The following is a 16,900-nucleotide window of genomic DNA, read 5'->3' on the forward strand; positions in this document are numbered from 1 at the left end:
CAATCTAGGACCAGATCCATCATGATGTCCCGTATTGGCGCCATCGCCATCGCTGTCGCGCTTGTCAGCCCCATCGCCGCGGCTTCCGCGCAGACCGCTCTCACCGAGAGCCAGATCATCCAGAGCCTGTCGAGCGCCGGCAGCGCGCCTTCGGCTCAGCCCCTGACGGCCGACCTGATCAAGCAGGCCGTCCAGCAGCACATGGCCGACAATCCCGGCATGCCGATCACCTGGAAGCCGCTGCAGCTCGTCGCTGCGCTGCCGCAGATCGACGTGCAGATCCAGTTCGCGCTCAATTCGGCGATCATCCGTCCCGAATCCTATCAGACGATCGGCTCGATCGCGGATGCGCTGCATCATCCGCTGCTGCTCGGCTACAAGTTCGTCGTCGCCGGCAATACCGATACGACGGGCAATCGCCAGGACAATCTCGCTTTGTCGCAGGCGCGCGCCGATGCCGTCGTCTCGGCGCTGGTCACGACCTACAATGTCGATCCGAACCGCGTCGAGGCCGTTGGTCTCGGCGAGGAATCGCTCGAGACGCCGAAGGACCCGACCAACCCGATCAATCGTCGCGTCCAGGTCTTCACCATCGGCAAGTATCTCCCCGGCAAGTAAGTCGGGAATCCAGCCTCGCCCGGTCCACGGGCGAGCGGCAAGATCGGGTGGCCGCGCTGCGGCCACCTCACTTTGATCAGCGCAGCGGCCCGCCCTGCATCGGCGCGCCCTCGAGCGCCTTGAGCAGCGCGGCGACCGAAGGGTCCTGCGGCTCCAGTTCGGCCAGGGTCTGCGCATAGCGTCGCGCCGCTTCGATGTCGCCCGCGTCGCGCCCGAAGGTCGCTCCGGCGATCAGCATGTCGCGGTCATAGGGATGGCGGGCGAGGCCCGCTTCCAGCACGGCCATCGCCTGCGGGCGCAGGCCCGCGCTCGACAGCGCCACGGCATAGACATAGGCATTGCGCGGATCGGCGCTCCCCATCTCCGCCGCCAGCTTCAGTTCCGCGAGCGCTTCGCCGCCGCGCCCGGCCCGGACCAGCCAGAGCCCCAGCGCGCCATGCGGCCCCGCCTCGCCGGGATTGGCCTCCACCGCAGCGCGAAGAACGGCCTCCCCTTCGGCGTCGCGACCGCTGCTGCGATAGAGATCGGCCAGCGCGATCGGTGCCGCCACGAAGGTCGGATCGAGGCGGATCGCCGTCTGGAACTCGGCGACCGCCTCGGGCAGCCGGCCTGTCACCGCATAGAGCTGGCCGAGATTCTGATGCGCCTCCGGCCGGTCGGCATTGGAATTCTGTGCCGTCACATATTCCTGGATTGCCGCTGCGCGCTTTGCCTGCGCGGCCGGTGTCAGCCGATCCGCCGGCAGCGCGGCGAGCGGCGGCACGACGGCGAGGCGCACATCGCGCACGGGATCGTCGAGCACGGGGAGGAGATCCAGTTGCACATCGGCCGGCAGGCGCGCATAGACGCCGGCCGCCGAGCGGCGCACCAGCGGGTCCGCATCGCCCAGCAGGCGGCGCAGCGTCGCGAGGTCCGCCGCATTGGTGATCGTGTCGAGCCGGTCGAGCGCGCTGGCGCGGGCGATGCCGGGACCCGACGGATCCGCCGCGAAGGCGAGCAGCGCCACCCGCGCGCCCGGCGCGCCCTTGTCGCCGGCGTCGAGCAGGGCGGCATAGGTCTGGAACGGTGCGGAGGGATGCGGGAACCAGGATTTCACCGCCGCGGCGGCCCAGGCGGCGTCACGGTCGGTGTGGCAGGTGGTGCAGGCATTGGGCGTGCCGAGGCCCACCGAAAGATCGGGGCGCGGGATGCGGATCGAGTGATCGCGGCGCGGGTCCACGACCATATAGGTGCGCTCCGGCATGTGGCAGTTCGCGCACAAAGCGCCGTCGGTTCCCGCCGCGTGATGCGTATGCGCGATGACGTCGAACTTCGTCGCCTCATGGCATTGCAGGCAGACGCCATTGCCGGGTGCGCGCAGCGTCGCGCTGTGCGGCTCGTGGCAATCGGAGCAGGTGACGCCGGCATGGTTCATGCGGCTCTGCAGGAAGGAGCCATATTCGAACACCTCGTCGCGGATCTGCCCGTCCGGGAAATAGAGGCCCTGGTCGAGCGCGGCGACATGATGGATGTCGCCGATCGTGGTCGAGGCGGCGGGTGAATTCCAGATCGGTCCGCCGCGCGAATGGCAGCGCGCGCAGACCTGCAGCTCGACGCTGGTCGTGCGCGGCACCGAGCGGGTGCTGTTGCCGGTCGCCTCATTCAGCGTCCAGGTCACGTCGCGGCGCTCGTCGAGGCGGACCGTCAGGCCGTCATCGCCGGGCTTGGCGCCATCCTTGGCCCAGGCGACATGCCGTGAGCCGGGTCCGTGACAGGCCTCGCAGGTGACGCTCACATCCGACCAGGCGGTCGCGAAGGAATCCGTCTTGGGATCGTAGTTGCGCTGAAGGCCGGTCGAATGGCAGTCGGCGCACATGAAGTTCCAGTTCTGCTGGAGGCCCGTCCAGTGCAGTGCGTCGCCGGCCTTCAGATGGTCGTTCGGATAGAGGTGGAACCAGCGCTGGCCGCCCTTCTCCTTCGGCCGCGTATCCCACGCGACCGGCAGGGCCTGCAGCCGGCCCTTGCCGAACTCGACGAGATATTGCTGCAGCGGCGCGATGCCGAAGGTGAAGGCGATGCGGTAGTCGTGCGGCTTGCCGTCCGGCCCGTCCGTCGACACCCAGAACGCGTCGCCGCGCTTCGAGAAATGCGTCGTCACGCCATCCTTCTCGAAATTCGCATCGGCGAAATCGCCGAGCACGGTCGCGGCGCTCGCATGCTGCATGGCGAGCGCATGGTGCGAGCCCTTCCAGGCGGCCGTCTCGCTCGCATGGCACGCGGCGCAGGCTTCGCCGCCGACGAAGGCGGCTGGAGTCAGCGCCGGTGTCGGACTGGCGGCGGGCGCGGGGGACGGGCTCGCCGGCGGCACGGGCGAGGGCGGTGGGGTTACGACGGCCGTCTCGGCCGGTCCGCGCTGCATCGTCTCGAAGGCGCCGACGCCGAGGACGGCGAGCAGCACGACGAGGCCGCCAATGGCCGGGAGCAGCCAGCGCCGGCGGGCACGGGGCGGCGGGAGAGGCGCGGGCGCCGGCTTCGGCGGAGCAGCGCGCGCCGGAGCCCCCGTCTTCTTCGCCTTCTTCGCCAAGTCGCGCTCCTCCCATGACCGGGACTGATGCTAGCCGGACCGGCGCCGCAAACCAATCGCGCCGAAGGTCGCCACGAGACGAGGATGGTTGCAATCGGGTGACGGACCACGCCGTAGTGGGCCGTTCCGCCCCGCCGGTGATGCCTCGGAAACCAATTCACGGACAGGGCGCGCCGATCGGCCGGGGCGCTCGGGTCGCGCTCTTGTGCGGCATTCCGTCCTGTGCATTGGTTCGCTTTGGGGGCGTGCGGCAGGTTGGGGCCGGTCGGGCCCCCGCCGGGGGGCTAGGGGCATGGAACGGGCGCGCATCCGCTCGCTGATTCCGCGGGTTGTCGGCATGCTGTTCGTGCTGGCGCTCGCCGCCTGCTCCACCAGCGGTCCGCCGACGATGGGCGAGCGCGCATCCGTCGCAAACCCGTCCGCCCGCACCGTCGATGTCCTCTATGTTACCGACCGGGCGCAGGTCACTTCGCCCGATGGCGCGATCTCCTATGGCACCAAGCGCTCCAAGGTCATGCGCTTCGGCGAGGTGGTGCTGCGCGAGGAGAGCCGGACGGGTCCCGGCGGCCAGCCGGCGCTCGGCGTCGAACGGGTGAGCGAGGCGGGTGCGTTTCCGACCACGCCCTATGCCATGGATGTCCTTCCCGGTGCCGTGCGCCGCGCCCCGGCGGCGCTCGCCGCCCATGACCGCGCCGCCGCCGCGCTGCGGGCCGAGGTTTCGCAAAGCCTCGCCAAGGCACCGCGCAAGGAGGTCGTGTTCTTCATTCATGGCTACGCCAATGATTTCGACGACTCGGTCGAGACCACCGGCAGCCTCTGCCGCGCGCTGCGCGACTTCGTCTGCGTCGCGCTGACCTGGCCGGCGGGAGGCTCGGGCGGCGCGTTCTTCGGCTACAATATCGATCGCGAATCCGGCGAGTTCGCCGTGGCCGACGTGAAGAAGGCGATCCGCATCATCGCGACGACGCCCGGCGTCCAGAAGGTGCATTTCATCGGCCATAGCCGCGGCACGGATGTGCTGGCCTCCGCGCTGCAGCAGCTGAGCATCGAGGCCTATGCCTCGGGCTCGTCCTTCGCGCAGCGCTACAAGGTCGAGAACATCGTCCTGTTCGCGGCCGATATCGATCTTGATGTCGCGACCACCAAGCTGTTCGGCTTCGGCTCCGATCCGGATCTGCAACGCGTCGCGGGGCACGATCCCGCCGCGCCGCTGCGGCAGGGCTCGTTCCAGCTCACGGTCTATTCCTCGCCCAAGGATCGCGCGCTCGGCATTTCCGGCCGGATCTTCGGCAGCCAGGCGCGTCTTGGCCAGTTGAGCCTGACCAAGCGCGCCGCGGCCAGGCCGTTCGCCCAGGCGAATGGCGCGCAGCTCGCCGAGTGGATCGACTTCATCGAATATACCGGCAATGCCGGCTGGATCGGCCACAGCTATTTCGTCTCGGATCCGGCGGTGAAGGCCGACCTCGTCGCCCTCATCCGCGATGGGCTGAAGGCCGGAGACCCCGGTCGTCCGCTGGTCGAGATCCGCCGGCCGTTCTGGCGCCTGATCGAGACGCCCGGCGGCGCGCCGGTCGTAACGGCCACGGGGCAAGCAGCACCCGGATAGCGCCGGCCGTATCTCTTAACGACGGCGCGGCGCTGCCAGCGAGGCGCGCAACGTGATGGTCGACGGGAGCATGATCCGACGCGGCGGGCCCTCGAGGCTTTTCAGCCGATCGATCAGCAGCCCGGCGGCCTGTCGTCCGACCTCGGCCATGTCGCGGTCGATCACCGTGATCGGCGGGAAGACGAGCTCCCCCAGCACGGGATCGTCCGCGCCGACGAAGGAGATGTCGTCGGGGATCGAGAGGCCCATCATGCGGACGGCGCGCAGCGCGCCGGGGAAGATGTCGCTGCCGGCCGCGAGGATGGCGGTCGGCGGGTTGGGGCCCGAGAGCAGGTCATAGGTCTCGGCCGCGCCATATTCGGCGCTCTGCGTGCGCGCGCGGATCAGCCATTCATCCGCCTCCAGCCCCGCCTTCGCGATCGCGCGGCGATAGCCGGTGACGCGGTCGCGCCCGGGACGGATCTTCTCCGAGGCGGCGACGAGGCCGATCCGCCGGTGCCCCAGCTCGGCGAGCTGCTGCACGATCGTCTCGATCGACTGGATGTGCTCGGAATAGACGATGTCGGCCTCGACCGGGATCTCGCGGTCGAGCACCACGATCGGCACGCCCATGCGGCCGATCTCGCGGATCGGCGCCGCCGCGGTCTCGTCGGAGAGTGTCACGATCAGCCCGTCCATGCGGCGCTGGCGGGCGGCCTGCAGGAACTCGACCTCACGTTCGGGCGAACGGTTGGAGGAGAAGGCGAAAAGCATGTAGCCTTCCGGCGCCAGCACCGTTTCCGCGCCCTGCGCCACGCGGGCAAAGACCTGGTTGGTCATGTCCGGGATCAGGAAGCCGATCGTCTTGGTCTGGTTGGTGCGCATGGCGCGCGCCGCGGCGTTCGGCTGGTAGCCGAGCTCGGCCATCGCCGCGAGGACGCGGGCCCGCGTTTCCGGCGCGACGCGCGGGCTCTCGGAGGCCACGCGCGACACCGTGCCGATCGAAACGCCGGCGCTGGCCGCCACCTCGTGGATCGTCGGCAGGCGGCTTCGTCCGAACCCGGCGCGGCCCGACATAACGTTTACATGCCTCCATCCCTTGCCCGGCGCTTGCTGGCCGGCTGGAATTCGCTGTCGCGTTTTCTCCGACGGTGAAACTGCCAGCTAAAACGAGAGAAATCAAGGATGATTGGCTATGACCGGCAGGTGCTCCACGATCGATCGCGGCCCTGCGTTACGTGTTGACGTTTACACGATGATGGCCTTTGATGCCGACGGGTGGAATGACGTCGCCCGGCGACGGCTCGGCCGTGCCGCCGGGATCCGAATCGAGGAGGAGACATATGGATCCGTTCAAGAAGCGGCGGCTCGGCCGCTCCAGGATCGAACTGCCGCAGATCGGTCTCGGCACCGCGCCGCTCGGCGAGCTTTTCACGAAGATCAGCGAATCCGATGCGGAATCCGTGCTCTCGACGGCCTGGGACGAGGGCGTGCGCTTCTATGACACCGCGCCCTGGTACGGCCGCGGCCAGAGCGAGCACCGCGTCGGGCGCTTTCTCTATGCGAAGCCGCGCGGCGAGGTGATCCTTTCGACCAAGGTCGGCCGCATCCTGCGCGCGCCGGTGGCGCATCCGGATTCCTTCGACACCGGCTTCTGGTCGGGCGGCCTGCACTTCGACCATTATTTCGACTATTCCTATGACGGCGTGATGCGCGCCTATGAGGACAGCCTGCAGCGGCTCGGCATGAACCGGGTCGACATGCTGGTCATCCACGATCTCGACTGGTGGCATCGCGGCTCCGAGCCGATGGTGCAGGCCGGCTTCACGCAACTCGCCAATGGCGGTTTCCGTGCGCTTTCGGATCTGCGGGCAGCGGGCCGGATCGGCGCCATCGGCGCAGGCATCAATGAGCTCGGCCTGATCCCGCGATTCCTCGAACTCTTCGACCTCGATTATTTCCTGCTTGCGCTGCGCTATACGCTCGGCGAGCAGGAGACGCTCACGGCCGAGCTGCCGCTCTGCGAGCAGAAGGGCGTCGGCATCGTCATCGGCGGCGTGTTCTCGTCGGGCCTCTACGCGACCGGACCTGTGCCGGGCGCCAAGTACAACTATTTCGATCCGACGCCCGAAGTGCTTGAAAAGGCCCGCCGGATCGACGCGGTGTGCCAGCGCCACGGCGTGCCGCTGCCGGCGGCCGCGATCCAGTTCCCGCTGCATCACCCGGCGGTCACCTCGGTCATCCCCGGCGCCATCCGCCCGGACCAGGTGAAGACCAATCTCGACTATGTCCGCACCGCGATCCCGAACGATCTGTGGGCCGAACTGAAGCATGAAGGCCTGATCCGCGCCGACGCGCCGACGCCCTAGGCTTTCGCTCGCCTTTGCGGAGGCGGATCATTCAGGATCCGTCTCCGCAGATATTTGCCGCTCAGACTGTCAGAAGCTCCAGGCCAGATTGGCCTGGACCGCGTTGTCGCTCACATCCTGCGCGAACTGGCCGATATAGGAGAGGCCAAGGCGGGCATGCGGCGCGACCAGCAGGTCGGCGCCGAGCTCGAGCAGGGCCGTGTTCTCCGCCAGCGGCGTGCCGACGACGGAGAAATTGGCGCTCGGCGTCGTCAGGAAAGCCATCTGCGCGGTCGGCGTGATGTCGGCGAAGGCATATTGCCAGGCCACGGACGCGCGCGGCTGCAGCACGGCGCCGCCGGAAAGCGCGATGGTCGTCGCCGCCCGGATGCCGAGCGTGCCATAGCCGACGCCCATGCTATCGGCCGTTCCCGTCAGCCCGGCGGACGCGCCCGTCTCGGCGAAGCCGTCAGTGTTGACATTGACGAAGGCGAGGCCGGCGAACGGTTCGAGCGCGACCGACTGGACCGCGAGGCCATAGCCGACTTCGCCGAAGACCTGCGCGGTGCTGCCGTCATATTGCGCGCTCGCCTGCTGCAGGAAGCCGGGATAGGCGATGGTGCGATCGGCATTGATCTGGTTGAAGGCGTAGCTGCCGCCGAAGCGGAAGTTCACCGGTCCGGCCTGCGTGCCGCCATAGAGGGCGAGCAGGAAGCTGTCGACCTTGAACGAGCTGCCGAGTGCCGCGACATCGGCATTGGACTGGGAATAGCCGAGCGCGCCGCCGAGCAGCCAGTTGTCGACGCGGATATCGGCGCCCGAGATGATGCCGCCAATGCTCTCGCTGACGTCGGACGTTCCGGCGCTGCCGTCGAGATCGGCCCAGCCGCCGAAGGCCTGGCCCCAGAGCGTCGTGCCCGAGGCTCCGGCCGACCGCGCGCCGCCTTCCGTGGTCGCATAGCCCAGCGCCTCGACCGAGGCGGGCTGCTTGGTGCCTTCCGCATAGGCGAGCGTCGGACCGCCATCGGAAAGCGACGCCATGGCGCCGCCCTGGCCGCCATAGGAACCCTGGCGCAGCCGGCCGAGCAGCGCCTGTCGGCTATAGAGGCTGTCGCCCGCCAGCACCGTCTGCTCGCTCGCATAGCCTTCGCCGGACAGTGCGCCGAGGGCGGCAGGCAGTTGGCTGGCGCTCAGCGCATAGAGCGGGCTCAGCGCCGTCGGCAGCGGGGCGAGCGTATTGTCGCCGGTATTGTTGATGATGCCGTCGATGGCGCCGCCGACGGCGCTCTGGTTTGCCGTATTGCCGGGCTGACCGGCGAGGTTGGCGGCGACGTTCAGCATGGCCTCTGTCGGGGTATAGCCGACCGTCGCCGCGAACAGAGCCGGCAGACCCTGCGTCGCGACAGCGTCGAATGCACCGGTGACGCCCTCCGTGGCCCCGACAACGGTGTAGGACTTGAGGAGGTTCGAGGTCTGGAAGTCCGCTTCCAGCGTGCCGGCGAGGCGCACGGTTCCGGCGACGTAGAGATTATCGTTCCCCTCGTCTCTCACGCGCACTGCGAGTGTGCCCGCGGCGGTCTGGACGAAGGTTCCGCGAAACAGGTCAGTGATCGTCACGCCTGTCCCGGTCACGCCGATCCAGCCGCTGTTCTCGAACCGCTTGTCGGCGCCGCCCATCGCCGCGATCCGGCCATCGATGATGCCGGTGTTGACGATCACGCTGCCCTTGCTGTCCTCGCCGGTGCGCAATGCATCGGCCTCGAAGCTTGCTTGCAGGGTGCCGGAGTTCAGCAGGGTTCCGTAGTTGCCGTGCATGTCGACCGCGGCGCCAGCCAAGCCGGACGCCATGACGCTGCCCTTGTTGGTCAATACGCCATAGGTGTCGCCCCGGATGGCAAGGCCCCGCGCGCCGCTGACGTTGATCGTGCCTTCATTGACGATGTCGTCGCCCTTGATGCCCGACAGAACGGCGTCATCGTCGGCGGTCGACGTCAGCGTCTGCGTGTTGCGGATCGGGTTGTACATGCCGGGGATCGTGGCGACGTAGCCATTGATCTTGCCGTTCGCGAGATAGACGCCGACGACATTGTCGCCATAGGCGGAGTTGGACGAGACGACGTCGCCCGGAATGTCGATCTCGTACCAGGTGGTGGAGCCGTCGGCCGCGACATGCAGGACCGCGGGATGCGTCACGCCGTCGGCCGTGATCCAGTTTGCGACGAGATTATATTCGCCTGCCCGCCCGGCGCCCGTGATGCCTTCGAAATGCGTCGCGACCGCGCCGGGGTGATCATAGGTCGTATAGGTGCCGGTGGTCTGGTCGTAGATGTAGCCGTGCTCGAGCGACAGGCCCGACCCCTGGTCGATTGCCGCATAGCCGCCGGCAATCTTGTCGCCATAGATGCCGTAGGCCGTCGTGCTGATCGCGCCGGGAACGTTGTTGTTCGTGTAGGTGCCGGTGTCGATATTGTAGATGAAGGCGTTTCCGGTCGCGAGATCGGTGTCGTAATCGCCGACGACCTGATTGCCGAAATTGCTGTGCGCGATCGTGAAGAGCGTGTTCTCGCCGGGGCTGCCGGGATAGGCGAGATAGGTGATCTGCTGGCCCGGCGCCGCGGCGCCGTCATAGAGATAGCTGAGATCATAGGGCGCGGACGCCTCGGTCTGGTAGCTGCCCACCGTCCGCAATATGCCCGACGGCGTGCCGAAGCTCGGACCATAGGGCGAGGATCCGATCGCGCCGGGGAAGTTGACACCGTTCGGCGTCGCCACCGGCATGGCGGACCAGGTGCCGGAGGTCATGTTGTAATAGAGGCCCCCCGTCTCGGTGGTGCCGGGGATGACATAGTTGCCGACGATGTTGTCGCCGCGAATGCCGGTCAGGAACGTGTCGGTATCGCCATAGTTCAGCGTGACATAGCTGAACAGGAGGGGCGTCTCCGCGCGTGCCGGCGTGACGGCAGCGCCGGCGCTCAGACCCGCGACAAGCAGGGTCCAGGCTCCTGCCGGGCACCGTATGTCCGATCGGTCAATTGTCATGATGCTCCCCCCAAGCGTTCTGATTCGACGTTCAGGGAAGGCTATAGAGCAACAGTCCATCAGGCGATGCCGCGCCATGATCCGGCGCAGAATATTTGCCGTCCGTGATGTTTTTGATCGGAATATCAAGCGGAAGGGGTTGTTGCGGGCGATTTTGACTGGGTCGCCCTGGAGAAATTTGGCCCTAAATTCTGTCTGATCTCGAATGGGACAGGACCAATGACCGATCCCGCGCCGAGATGGCCCGTCGATGCATGGCGTCCTCCGCAGCCGCGTTGGCCGGCAGGCACCGGAAACAAAAAAGGAGGCGCCGATACGCTGGCGCCTCCGTCGAAGTTTCATTCAGGAAGGGTGGCGATCTTCTAGAAGTTGAAGTCGCCGATGTTCTTCTTGTCGAAGGTGGTGAGATCGGCCTGCGTCTTCAGGACGCTCTTGTCGCCGATCGTGACCTTGCCGAGCTCGGGAACCTCGACGACCGTGCCGGCCTCGTTCTTGATCGTGCCGTTCTTGACGCCGACCGCGAAATAGGCGGCGAGCAGGCCCTCATTGTACGGGCTCCAGAGCTGGAACGCGTCGACCGTGCCGTTCTCGATGAAGCGGCGCATCTGGTTCGGTGTGCCGAGCCCGACGACCTTGACCTTGTCGGCCTTCTTCGCGGTCTCGACGACCTGCGCGGCGGCCGCGACGCCGACCGTGGTCGGCGAGATGATGCCCCTGAGGTTCGGATAGTTGGCGAGGAGGGCTTCCGCCTCGGTCGTCGACTTCTGCGGGTCATCGTCGCCATAGGCGATCGTGACCAGCTTCATCTTGGCGTATTTCGGATCCTTCTCGAGCGTGTCCTTCATCGCCGCGATCCAGACATTCTGGTCGGGGGCGTCGGTGGTCGCCGAGAGGATCGCGATGTCGCCCTCATAGCCGATCTGCGAGCCGAGCAGCTCGACCTGCGAGGGGCCGGTCTTGGTGAAATCGACCGGGAGGATCGCCGCGTCGCGATGATCCTCATTGCCCGGCATGTCGGAATTCACCGAGAGGATGATCGTACCCTTGGAGCGGGCGCGGTCGAACACCTGGTTGAGCGCATCCGGGCTGTTGGGCGAGATCGCGACCACGTCGACGCCGCGCTGCAGCTGCGCGGTCAGGAACGGGATCTGCGAGGTCGCCTCGGCGGTGGCCGGGGCGACGGTGGTGAACTCGCAGCCGAGCTTCTTGCAGCCGTCCTCGAAGCCCTTGATGATCGAATCGAAGTAAGGATTGCCCGTGTTCTTCGGGATGTAGACGATCTTCACCGGGTCGGCGGCATAGGCCGCGCCGGTCAAAAGGCTCGCGCCGAGCGCGGCGACGAGCATCCACTTGTTCCTCAGCATGTTGGTTTCCTCCCTTTGCTGATGGTCGATTCCCGCTAGCGCTGGCTGCGGGCATAGATCCAGTTGGTTGCGACGATCGAGACGATGAGCAGCAGGCCCATCACTGTGAGCTGCGCATTGATGGCGATGTTGGCGACGGTCATGCCGGTGGCGATGATGACGAGCAGCCAGGTGGCGAGGAACGTGCCGAGGATCGAGCCGCGGCCGCCGAAAATGTAGGTGCCGCCGAGCATCACGATCAGCACCATGGTGAGCTCGCCGCCCGAGGCGAGGTCGTAGCGCACCGAGCCGAGGCGCGAGGCGGTCATCAGCCCGGCGATCGAACTGACGAGGCCTGAGGCGAGAAAGAGCCCCATCTTGATCCGACGCACGCGGATGCCGGCGTGGATCGCCGCCATCTCGCTGGTGCCGATCTGGTAGATCTGGCGGCCATAGATCGTGATGCCGAGGAAGAGGCCGAGCGCGATCGAGGCGAGGACGAAGATGATCACCGGCACCGGCACGATGCCGACCATGCGGTAGTCGATGCCGACGAACCAGGACGGGAACGAGCCGATCGACTTGTCGCCGGCCAGCACCTGCGCGAGGCCGCGATAGAGGATCAGCGTGCCGATGGTCACGATGATCGAGGGCAGGCGCAGCACGGTGACGAAGAAGCCGTTGAAGGCGCCGAGGGCGAGGCCCGAGACGAGGCTCGCGGCCATGGCGAGCGGCACCGGCGCGCCGGCCTTCAGCACCGTTCCGAAGATGCAGGCGGTGAGCGCCATCATGGCGGCGGGCGAAAGATCGATTTCGCCGGCGATGATCACCAGCGTCAGCACCAGGGCGACGATGGCGAACTCGATATAATAGGTCGAGCTTTCCAGGATGAAGCCGAGATCGGCGAAGAAGGGCGAGAGGTGCGAGGCGACGATCGTCGCCAGGATGAGCAGCACGAAGGTGACGCTCTCCGGACGTACGAGCAGGATCTTCCAGCGCGGCTTGGCCGCGGCGGATTCGCGTCCGGCCTGGTTGACGCCCTGTCTCTGTTCGCTCGCGCTCATGCCGTCCCCCGCGCCAGAAGTCCGCGGATGCCGCCGGCGCGGACGGTGCGGTCGATGACGAGCGCGATCAGGATGATCCCGCCATAGATGGCGTTCTGCCAGAAGCCGGAGACGCCGAGGATCGGCAGCGCGACCTGCACGGCGCCGAGGAACAGGACGCCGAGCATGGTGCCGGCGACCGAGCCGATGCCGCCATTGATCGAGACGCCGCCGATCACCACGGCCGCGATCACGGTGAACTCGAAGCCAACGCCCGTGATGCCTGGGTTCACATAGCCGAAGCGCGCCGCATAGATGATGCCGGCGAGGCCCGCCAGCGCCCCGGAGAGTGTAAAGACGAGGATCGTCACCGGCACCACGCGGATGCCGCGCAGTGGCGCCGCGCCGGGGTTGGAGCCGATCGCGTAGATCTGGCGGCCGACCTGCGTGAAGGTCAGGAACAGCCAGGTCGCGAGCGCCACGGCGAAGGCGATGATCACGATCCAGGGAATCCCGAAGGGCGAGGTCTGCGCCATGCGGATGATCGGCTCGGGAATGTCGTTGGGATCGATCTGCTTCGAGCCGGAGAGGATGAAGAGCAGTCCGCGATAGAGGCTGAGCGTGCCGAGCGTGACGATGATCGAGGGCAGGCGGAACAGCGTCACGATCAGCCCGTTCACGAAGCCGAGCGCGGCGCCAGAGAGGATCGCAACGGCGAAGCCGATGAAGAGCGGCCATTCCGGGTGATCGCGAAACACCATGCCAGCTGCGATCGCCGAGAAGCCGAGGATCGAGCCGATCGAGAGATCCACATGGCGCGCGAGCAGGACCATCATCTCGCCCATGGCGGCGACCATGATGAGCGGGATGGCGAGCAGCACGATCCGGACGGTCTCGCCGGAGAGGAAGCGTGGCTCGATCAGCCCGACGACGAGCGAGAACAGGACCAGCATCACGAGGATGCCGGCTTCGCGGGCGCGGGCGAGGCGGCGGACGAGGCTCATGCTGCGGCTCCGGCGGAATGGCTGTGGACGCCGGAGCGGGGCACGGCGGCCTGCATGATCGCCTCCTGCGTCGCCTCGGCGCGCGGAATCTCCGCCGTGAGACGGCCCTCGCACATGACGAGGATGCGGTTCGACAGGGCGAGCAACTCCGGCAGTTCCGACGAGATCAGCAGAATGGCGCGCCCGGCCGCGGCCAGATCGCCGATCATCTCGTAGAACTCGGCCTTGACGCCGATATCGATGCCGCGCGTCGGCTCGTCGAGGATCAGGATCTCCGGCTCGGAGAGCAGCCAGCGCGCGAGGATCGCCTTTTGCTGGTTGCCGCCGGAGAGCTCGCCGATCGGCTGGCGCAGCGAGGCGAGGCGGATGCGGAGCTTCCGCACCTGTTCGAGCCCGATCGCCTTTTCCGCCGCACGGCGGATCAGCCCATGCGGGGCGATCCGGTCCGGGACCGCGGCGGTGATGTTGGATTCGACCGAGAGCGTGCGGAAGATGCCGGCGATGGCGCGGTCCTCCGGGACGAAAGCGATGCCATTCGCGATGGCGTCGGTCGGCTCGCGGATGGCGACCGGCTTGCCATTGACGGCGATGCTGCCCGAGGCGGCGGGCGCGACGCCGAAGATGGCGCGCGCGACATCGGTGCGGCCGGCGCCGACGAGGCCGCCGAGGCCGACGATCTCGCCCTTGCGCACGTCGAAGGAAATGTTCTCGAACCGGCCTGGCAGGGTGAGGCCGCTGACCGAGAGGGCGACCGCGCCGACATGGCTCGTGCCGCGATGGATGAACTCGCCGAGCGGCCGGCCGATCATGCGGCGGATGATGTCGGCGTCGCTGAGGCTCGCGGTCGGCGCCGTCTCGATCTTCTCGCCGTCGCGGAAGATCGTCACGCGGTCGCAGATGGCGCGGACTTCCTCCAGGCGATGCGAGATGAAGACGATCGTGCGGCCTTCCGCGCGGAGGCGCCGCGCGATCACGAACAGCGTCTCGACCTCCTTCGGCGTCAGCGCCGCGGTCGGCTCGTCCATGATGATCAGGCGGCTGTCCGAGGCCAGCGCCCGCGCGATCTCGACCATCTGCTGGTCGGCGATGGAGAGGCCGCGCATCGGCTGGCGCACGTCGATCGCGACGCCCAGGAGGCTCATGAGGCGCTTGCCGTTCTCGGCGAGCTCTGACCAGCGCACCCGCTTCAGCGGCGAGCCACCGGCCTGGCCGATGACGAGGTTCTCCGCCACGGAGAGATCGGGGAAGGACAGCGGCTCCTGATGGATGAGCGTGATGCCGAGCCTCTGCGCGTCGATCGGGCTGCCGATCTCGACGGGGCTGCCCGCCAGGCTGATCGTGCCCTGCGTCGGCCTGTGCACGCCGGCGAGGATCTTCGCGAAGGTCGATTTGCCGGCGCCGTTCTCGCCCAGCAGCGCGTGGATCTCCCCGACTGCCAGGTCGAGATCGACATTGCGCAGCACCTCGACGCCGCCGAAGGATTTCGAAATGCCGCGTGCCGCGACGAGCGGTCCTGTGCCGGGTGTGCTCACGTCAGGGGCTCCAGACGATAGAAGCGCGCGGCGTTGCCGTTCCAGAACCGGGCGAGATCGGCTTGCCCAACGCCGGCAAGGCGCCGGTCCAGCAGGTCGGTCCAGTCGCGATAGCCGATGGCCTGCACGGCCACGGGCCAGTCGCCGCCGAACATGACGCGATCAAAGCCGAAGGCCTCGATGGCGACATCGACGTAGCGGGCGAGGTCGTCCTCGCGCCACGCGGCGTGGTCGGCCTCGGTGGCGACGCCGGAGATCTTGCAATGGACATGCGGCAGCGCAGCCAGTTCGCGCATCTGGCTGGCCCAGGGCTCCATCACCCCCGCCCGGATCGCCGGCTTGCCGATATGATCGAGGATCATCGGCACTTCCGGAATCGCCGCCGCGAATTTGAGCGTGTTCGCCATGTGGCGGTGGTCGATGCAGATATCGAAGGAGAGGCCGAACTCGGCCAGCGTCCGCACGCCCGCAATGAAATCGGGCCGCAGGCAGAAATCGAGATCGTCCTCGAACTGGATGATGCGGCGGATGCCGCGCAGAATGTCGTGGCGCGCGAGGTGAGCGAGATCGTCGGTGACGGCCGCGCCCTTCTCCAGCGGAGCCCAGGCGACGAGGCCCTGAATGCGCGGATCCTCGAGCGCCAGCGCCGCCACCCAGTCGGCCTCTTCGCGATACTGGCGCGGATCGACCTCGCACTGGAGGAAGACCATGGCGGCGATGTCGAGCCCTTCCGTCGCCTGATCGTAATCGGCGAGCCGGTAGGGCCGGTCCAGCACGGCATTGCCCGACAGCCAGTCGTACCGCAGGCGCGCCGGGTCCCACAGATGCAGGTGCGTGTCGATGATCGGGACGGTCGGCATGCCTACGCCGCTCCCGCCGCCGACACGATTCGATCGGACGTCCTCACGCCATTCCTCCCTTCGATGCCGTTCTTCATGTCTCGTCACAGCGGCATCGATCCCGTGTAAACGTCAACACGCAACGCATCCAAGGTCAAGGGGGGAATCGCAAGGTTCGACGGGTGTCGGCCTCTCGTCGGGCGCCATGAATGGCTTGAAAGCCGTGAAAATCGCCGGAGTCCCGCTGTGGTCCTCCGGTGCCGGGAGCCTTGCCGAAATCCATCAGAGCGGTTTTGGCTGATGAAAACGTTCGCCAAAGCGATGATGGCAGTCGGCGGCATGGATCGCGTGAGGCCCGATGGGCCCAAAGAAAAGGCCCGCCTTGCGGCGGGCCCCGGTCTGGACGACCCTTCGTCTTCAGGTAGTTCAGCGCTGTCCGCCCTTGCTGCCCATGTCCTTGTCAGGCGCGCCCTGCTGGCGCTTGTCCTTGTCGGTGGCCTGCTCCTGCTGCCGGCCGGAGCCATGCGCGTGCTCGCCACCCTTCTTGCCGGCTTCTGCGGCGCGCTTCGGATCATTCGCGAAATTGCCCGAGCCGCCACGCTGTTCGTTCTGATTGGCCATGATGTCGGTCCTTTCGTTATCCTCCCAGCGACCAATCAATCCTTTGCCGGGAACATCGTTCCCTCGCGGCGGTCGCTGGGGATTTCCACGCCACCCGATCGAAGCGTCGTTGTGATCGGTTGACATTGGCGGAGGCGCTGCCTATGGTCCGGCCGAATTTTCGAGCGGGCGCCTTAGGCGCTCGTTTCGTTCATGAAACCCTTTCGCGAGCCAAGCGCCATGAAGATCAAGAACTCGCTGAAGGCCCTGCTCGGGCGCCATCGGGCCAATCGGCTCGTTCGTCGCAAGGGTCGTGTCTTCATCATCAACAAGGTCAACCCGCGCTACAAGGCGCGTCAGGGTTGATCGGCCGGGCCGCAAGGCCC

Annotated in this window: 13 protein-coding genes; 4 read left to right on the forward strand and 9 right to left on the reverse strand. The window is 67.2% G+C overall.

The features are described from left to right. The first annotated feature begins 21 nt into the window (after nucleotides 1-21). Entirely contained in the window at nucleotides 22-618 is a 597-nt protein-coding gene (locus GGR25_RS15000; protein WP_183399659.1) for an OmpA family protein, read from the forward strand. Between the two features lie 76 nt (nucleotides 619-694). On the opposite strand, the gene GGR25_RS15005 is transcribed toward GGR25_RS15000, so the two are convergent. Beyond that, the gene (locus GGR25_RS15005; protein ID WP_183399660.1) at nucleotides 695-3,181 is read right to left on the reverse strand and encodes a tetratricopeptide repeat protein; all 2,487 of its coding nucleotides are present in this window, start codon (nucleotides 3,179-3,181) and stop codon (nucleotides 695-697) included. Nucleotides 3,182-3,473: 292 nt separating this feature from the next. Between GGR25_RS15005 and GGR25_RS15010 the strand changes: the two genes are divergently transcribed. Next, entirely contained in the window at nucleotides 3,474-4,787 is a 1,314-nt protein-coding gene (locus GGR25_RS15010) for an alpha/beta hydrolase (protein ID WP_183399661.1), read from the forward strand. 15 nt (nucleotides 4,788-4,802) lie between these two features. On the opposite strand, the gene GGR25_RS15015 is transcribed toward GGR25_RS15010, so the two are convergent. Then, complete coding sequence (locus tag GGR25_RS15015) at nucleotides 4,803-5,843, reverse strand: LacI family DNA-binding transcriptional regulator (protein ID WP_183399662.1); 1,041 nt, start codon at nucleotides 5,841-5,843, stop codon at nucleotides 4,803-4,805. 266 nt (nucleotides 5,844-6,109) lie between these two features. Here GGR25_RS15015 and GGR25_RS15020 point away from each other — a divergent pair, with 266 nt between their 5' ends. Beyond that, nucleotides 6,110-7,135 (forward strand): aldo/keto reductase, encoded by a 1,026-nt coding sequence (locus tag GGR25_RS15020; RefSeq protein WP_183399663.1) that lies wholly within the window; start codon nucleotides 6,110-6,112, stop codon nucleotides 7,133-7,135. Between the two features lie 69 nt (nucleotides 7,136-7,204). On the opposite strand, the gene GGR25_RS15025 is transcribed toward GGR25_RS15020, so the two are convergent. From GGR25_RS15025 to GGR25_RS15055, 7 genes are all read right to left on the reverse strand, one after another. After that, nucleotides 7,205-10,153, reverse strand: a complete 2,949-nt coding sequence (locus GGR25_RS15025; RefSeq protein ID WP_183399664.1) for an autotransporter outer membrane beta-barrel domain-containing protein — start codon at nucleotides 10,151-10,153, stop codon at nucleotides 7,205-7,207. A 362-nt stretch (nucleotides 10,154-10,515) separates the two neighbouring features. Next, nucleotides 10,516-11,517, reverse strand: coding sequence for a substrate-binding domain-containing protein (locus GGR25_RS15030; protein WP_183399665.1), 1,002 nt, complete (start codon nucleotides 11,515-11,517; stop codon nucleotides 10,516-10,518). A gap of 35 nt (nucleotides 11,518-11,552) precedes the next feature. After that, nucleotides 11,553-12,560, reverse strand: coding sequence for an ABC transporter permease (locus GGR25_RS15035; protein WP_183399666.1), 1,008 nt, complete (start codon nucleotides 12,558-12,560; stop codon nucleotides 11,553-11,555). Further along, entirely contained in the window at nucleotides 12,557-13,543 is a 987-nt protein-coding gene (locus GGR25_RS15040; protein ID WP_183399667.1) for an ABC transporter permease, read from the reverse strand. Before GGR25_RS15040 ends, GGR25_RS15035 begins: the two co-directional genes overlap by 4 nt. Then, the gene (locus tag GGR25_RS15045) at nucleotides 13,540-15,075 is read right to left on the reverse strand and encodes an ATP-binding cassette domain-containing protein (protein WP_183399668.1); all 1,536 of its coding nucleotides are present in this window, start codon (nucleotides 15,073-15,075) and stop codon (nucleotides 13,540-13,542) included. The genes GGR25_RS15040 and GGR25_RS15045 overlap by 4 nt, the downstream gene beginning before the upstream one ends. Then, nucleotides 15,072-15,935 carry an amidohydrolase family protein gene (locus tag GGR25_RS15050; RefSeq protein WP_183399669.1) on the reverse strand — a complete coding sequence of 288 codons (864 nt, stop codon included), beginning with the start codon at nucleotides 15,933-15,935 and terminating at the stop codon, nucleotides 15,072-15,074. Before GGR25_RS15050 ends, GGR25_RS15045 begins: the two co-directional genes overlap by 4 nt. A 405-nt stretch (nucleotides 15,936-16,340) precedes the next feature. Continuing rightward, a complete protein-coding gene (locus GGR25_RS15055; RefSeq protein ID WP_183399670.1) occupies nucleotides 16,341-16,535 on the reverse strand; it encodes a con-10 family general stress protein in 195 nt (64 codons plus the stop codon). A 219-nt stretch (nucleotides 16,536-16,754) separates the two neighbouring features. Here GGR25_RS15055 and ykgO point away from each other — a divergent pair, with 219 nt between their 5' ends. Further along, nucleotides 16,755-16,880 (forward strand): type B 50S ribosomal protein L36, encoded by a 126-nt coding sequence (gene ykgO, locus GGR25_RS15060; RefSeq protein ID WP_073057941.1) that lies wholly within the window; start codon nucleotides 16,755-16,757, stop codon nucleotides 16,878-16,880. The last annotated feature ends 20 nt before the right edge of the window (nucleotides 16,881-16,900 follow it).

Origin of the sequence: Kaistia hirudinis, assembly GCF_014196455.1 — a bacterium.
GTDB classification, from domain to species: domain Bacteria; phylum Pseudomonadota; class Alphaproteobacteria; order Rhizobiales; family Kaistiaceae; genus Kaistia; species Kaistia hirudinis.

What these genes read in the sequence shown, in the direction of transcription:
- GGR25_RS15000 (WP_183399659.1), top strand. Translation starts at nt 22, where the DNA reads ATGATGTCCCGTATTGGCGCCATCGCCATCGCTGTCGCGCTTGTCAGC.
- GGR25_RS15010 (WP_183399661.1), top strand. Translation starts at nt 3,474, where the DNA reads ATGGAACGGGCGCGCATCCGCTCGCTGATTCCGCGGGTTGTCGGCATG.
- GGR25_RS15015 (WP_183399662.1), bottom strand. Translation starts at nt 5,843, where the DNA reads ATGTCGGGCCGCGCCGGGTTCGGACGAAGCCGCCTGCCGACGATCCAC.
- GGR25_RS15020 (WP_183399663.1), top strand. Translation starts at nt 6,110, where the DNA reads ATGGATCCGTTCAAGAAGCGGCGGCTCGGCCGCTCCAGGATCGAACTG.
- GGR25_RS15025 (WP_183399664.1), bottom strand. Translation starts at nt 10,153, where the DNA reads ATGACAATTGACCGATCGGACATACGGTGCCCGGCAGGAGCCTGGACC.
- GGR25_RS15030 (WP_183399665.1), bottom strand. Translation starts at nt 11,517, where the DNA reads ATGCTGAGGAACAAGTGGATGCTCGTCGCCGCGCTCGGCGCGAGCCTT.
- GGR25_RS15035 (WP_183399666.1), bottom strand. Translation starts at nt 12,560, where the DNA reads ATGAGCGCGAGCGAACAGAGACAGGGCGTCAACCAGGCCGGACGCGAA.
- GGR25_RS15040 (WP_183399667.1), bottom strand. Translation starts at nt 13,543, where the DNA reads ATGAGCCTCGTCCGCCGCCTCGCCCGCGCCCGCGAAGCCGGCATCCTC.
- GGR25_RS15050 (WP_183399669.1), bottom strand. Translation starts at nt 15,935, where the DNA reads ATGCCGACCGTCCCGATCATCGACACGCACCTGCATCTGTGGGACCCG.
- GGR25_RS15055 (WP_183399670.1), bottom strand. Translation starts at nt 16,535, where the DNA reads ATGGCCAATCAGAACGAACAGCGTGGCGGCTCGGGCAATTTCGCGAAT.
- ykgO (WP_073057941.1), top strand. Translation starts at nt 16,755, where the DNA reads ATGAAGATCAAGAACTCGCTGAAGGCCCTGCTCGGGCGCCATCGGGCC.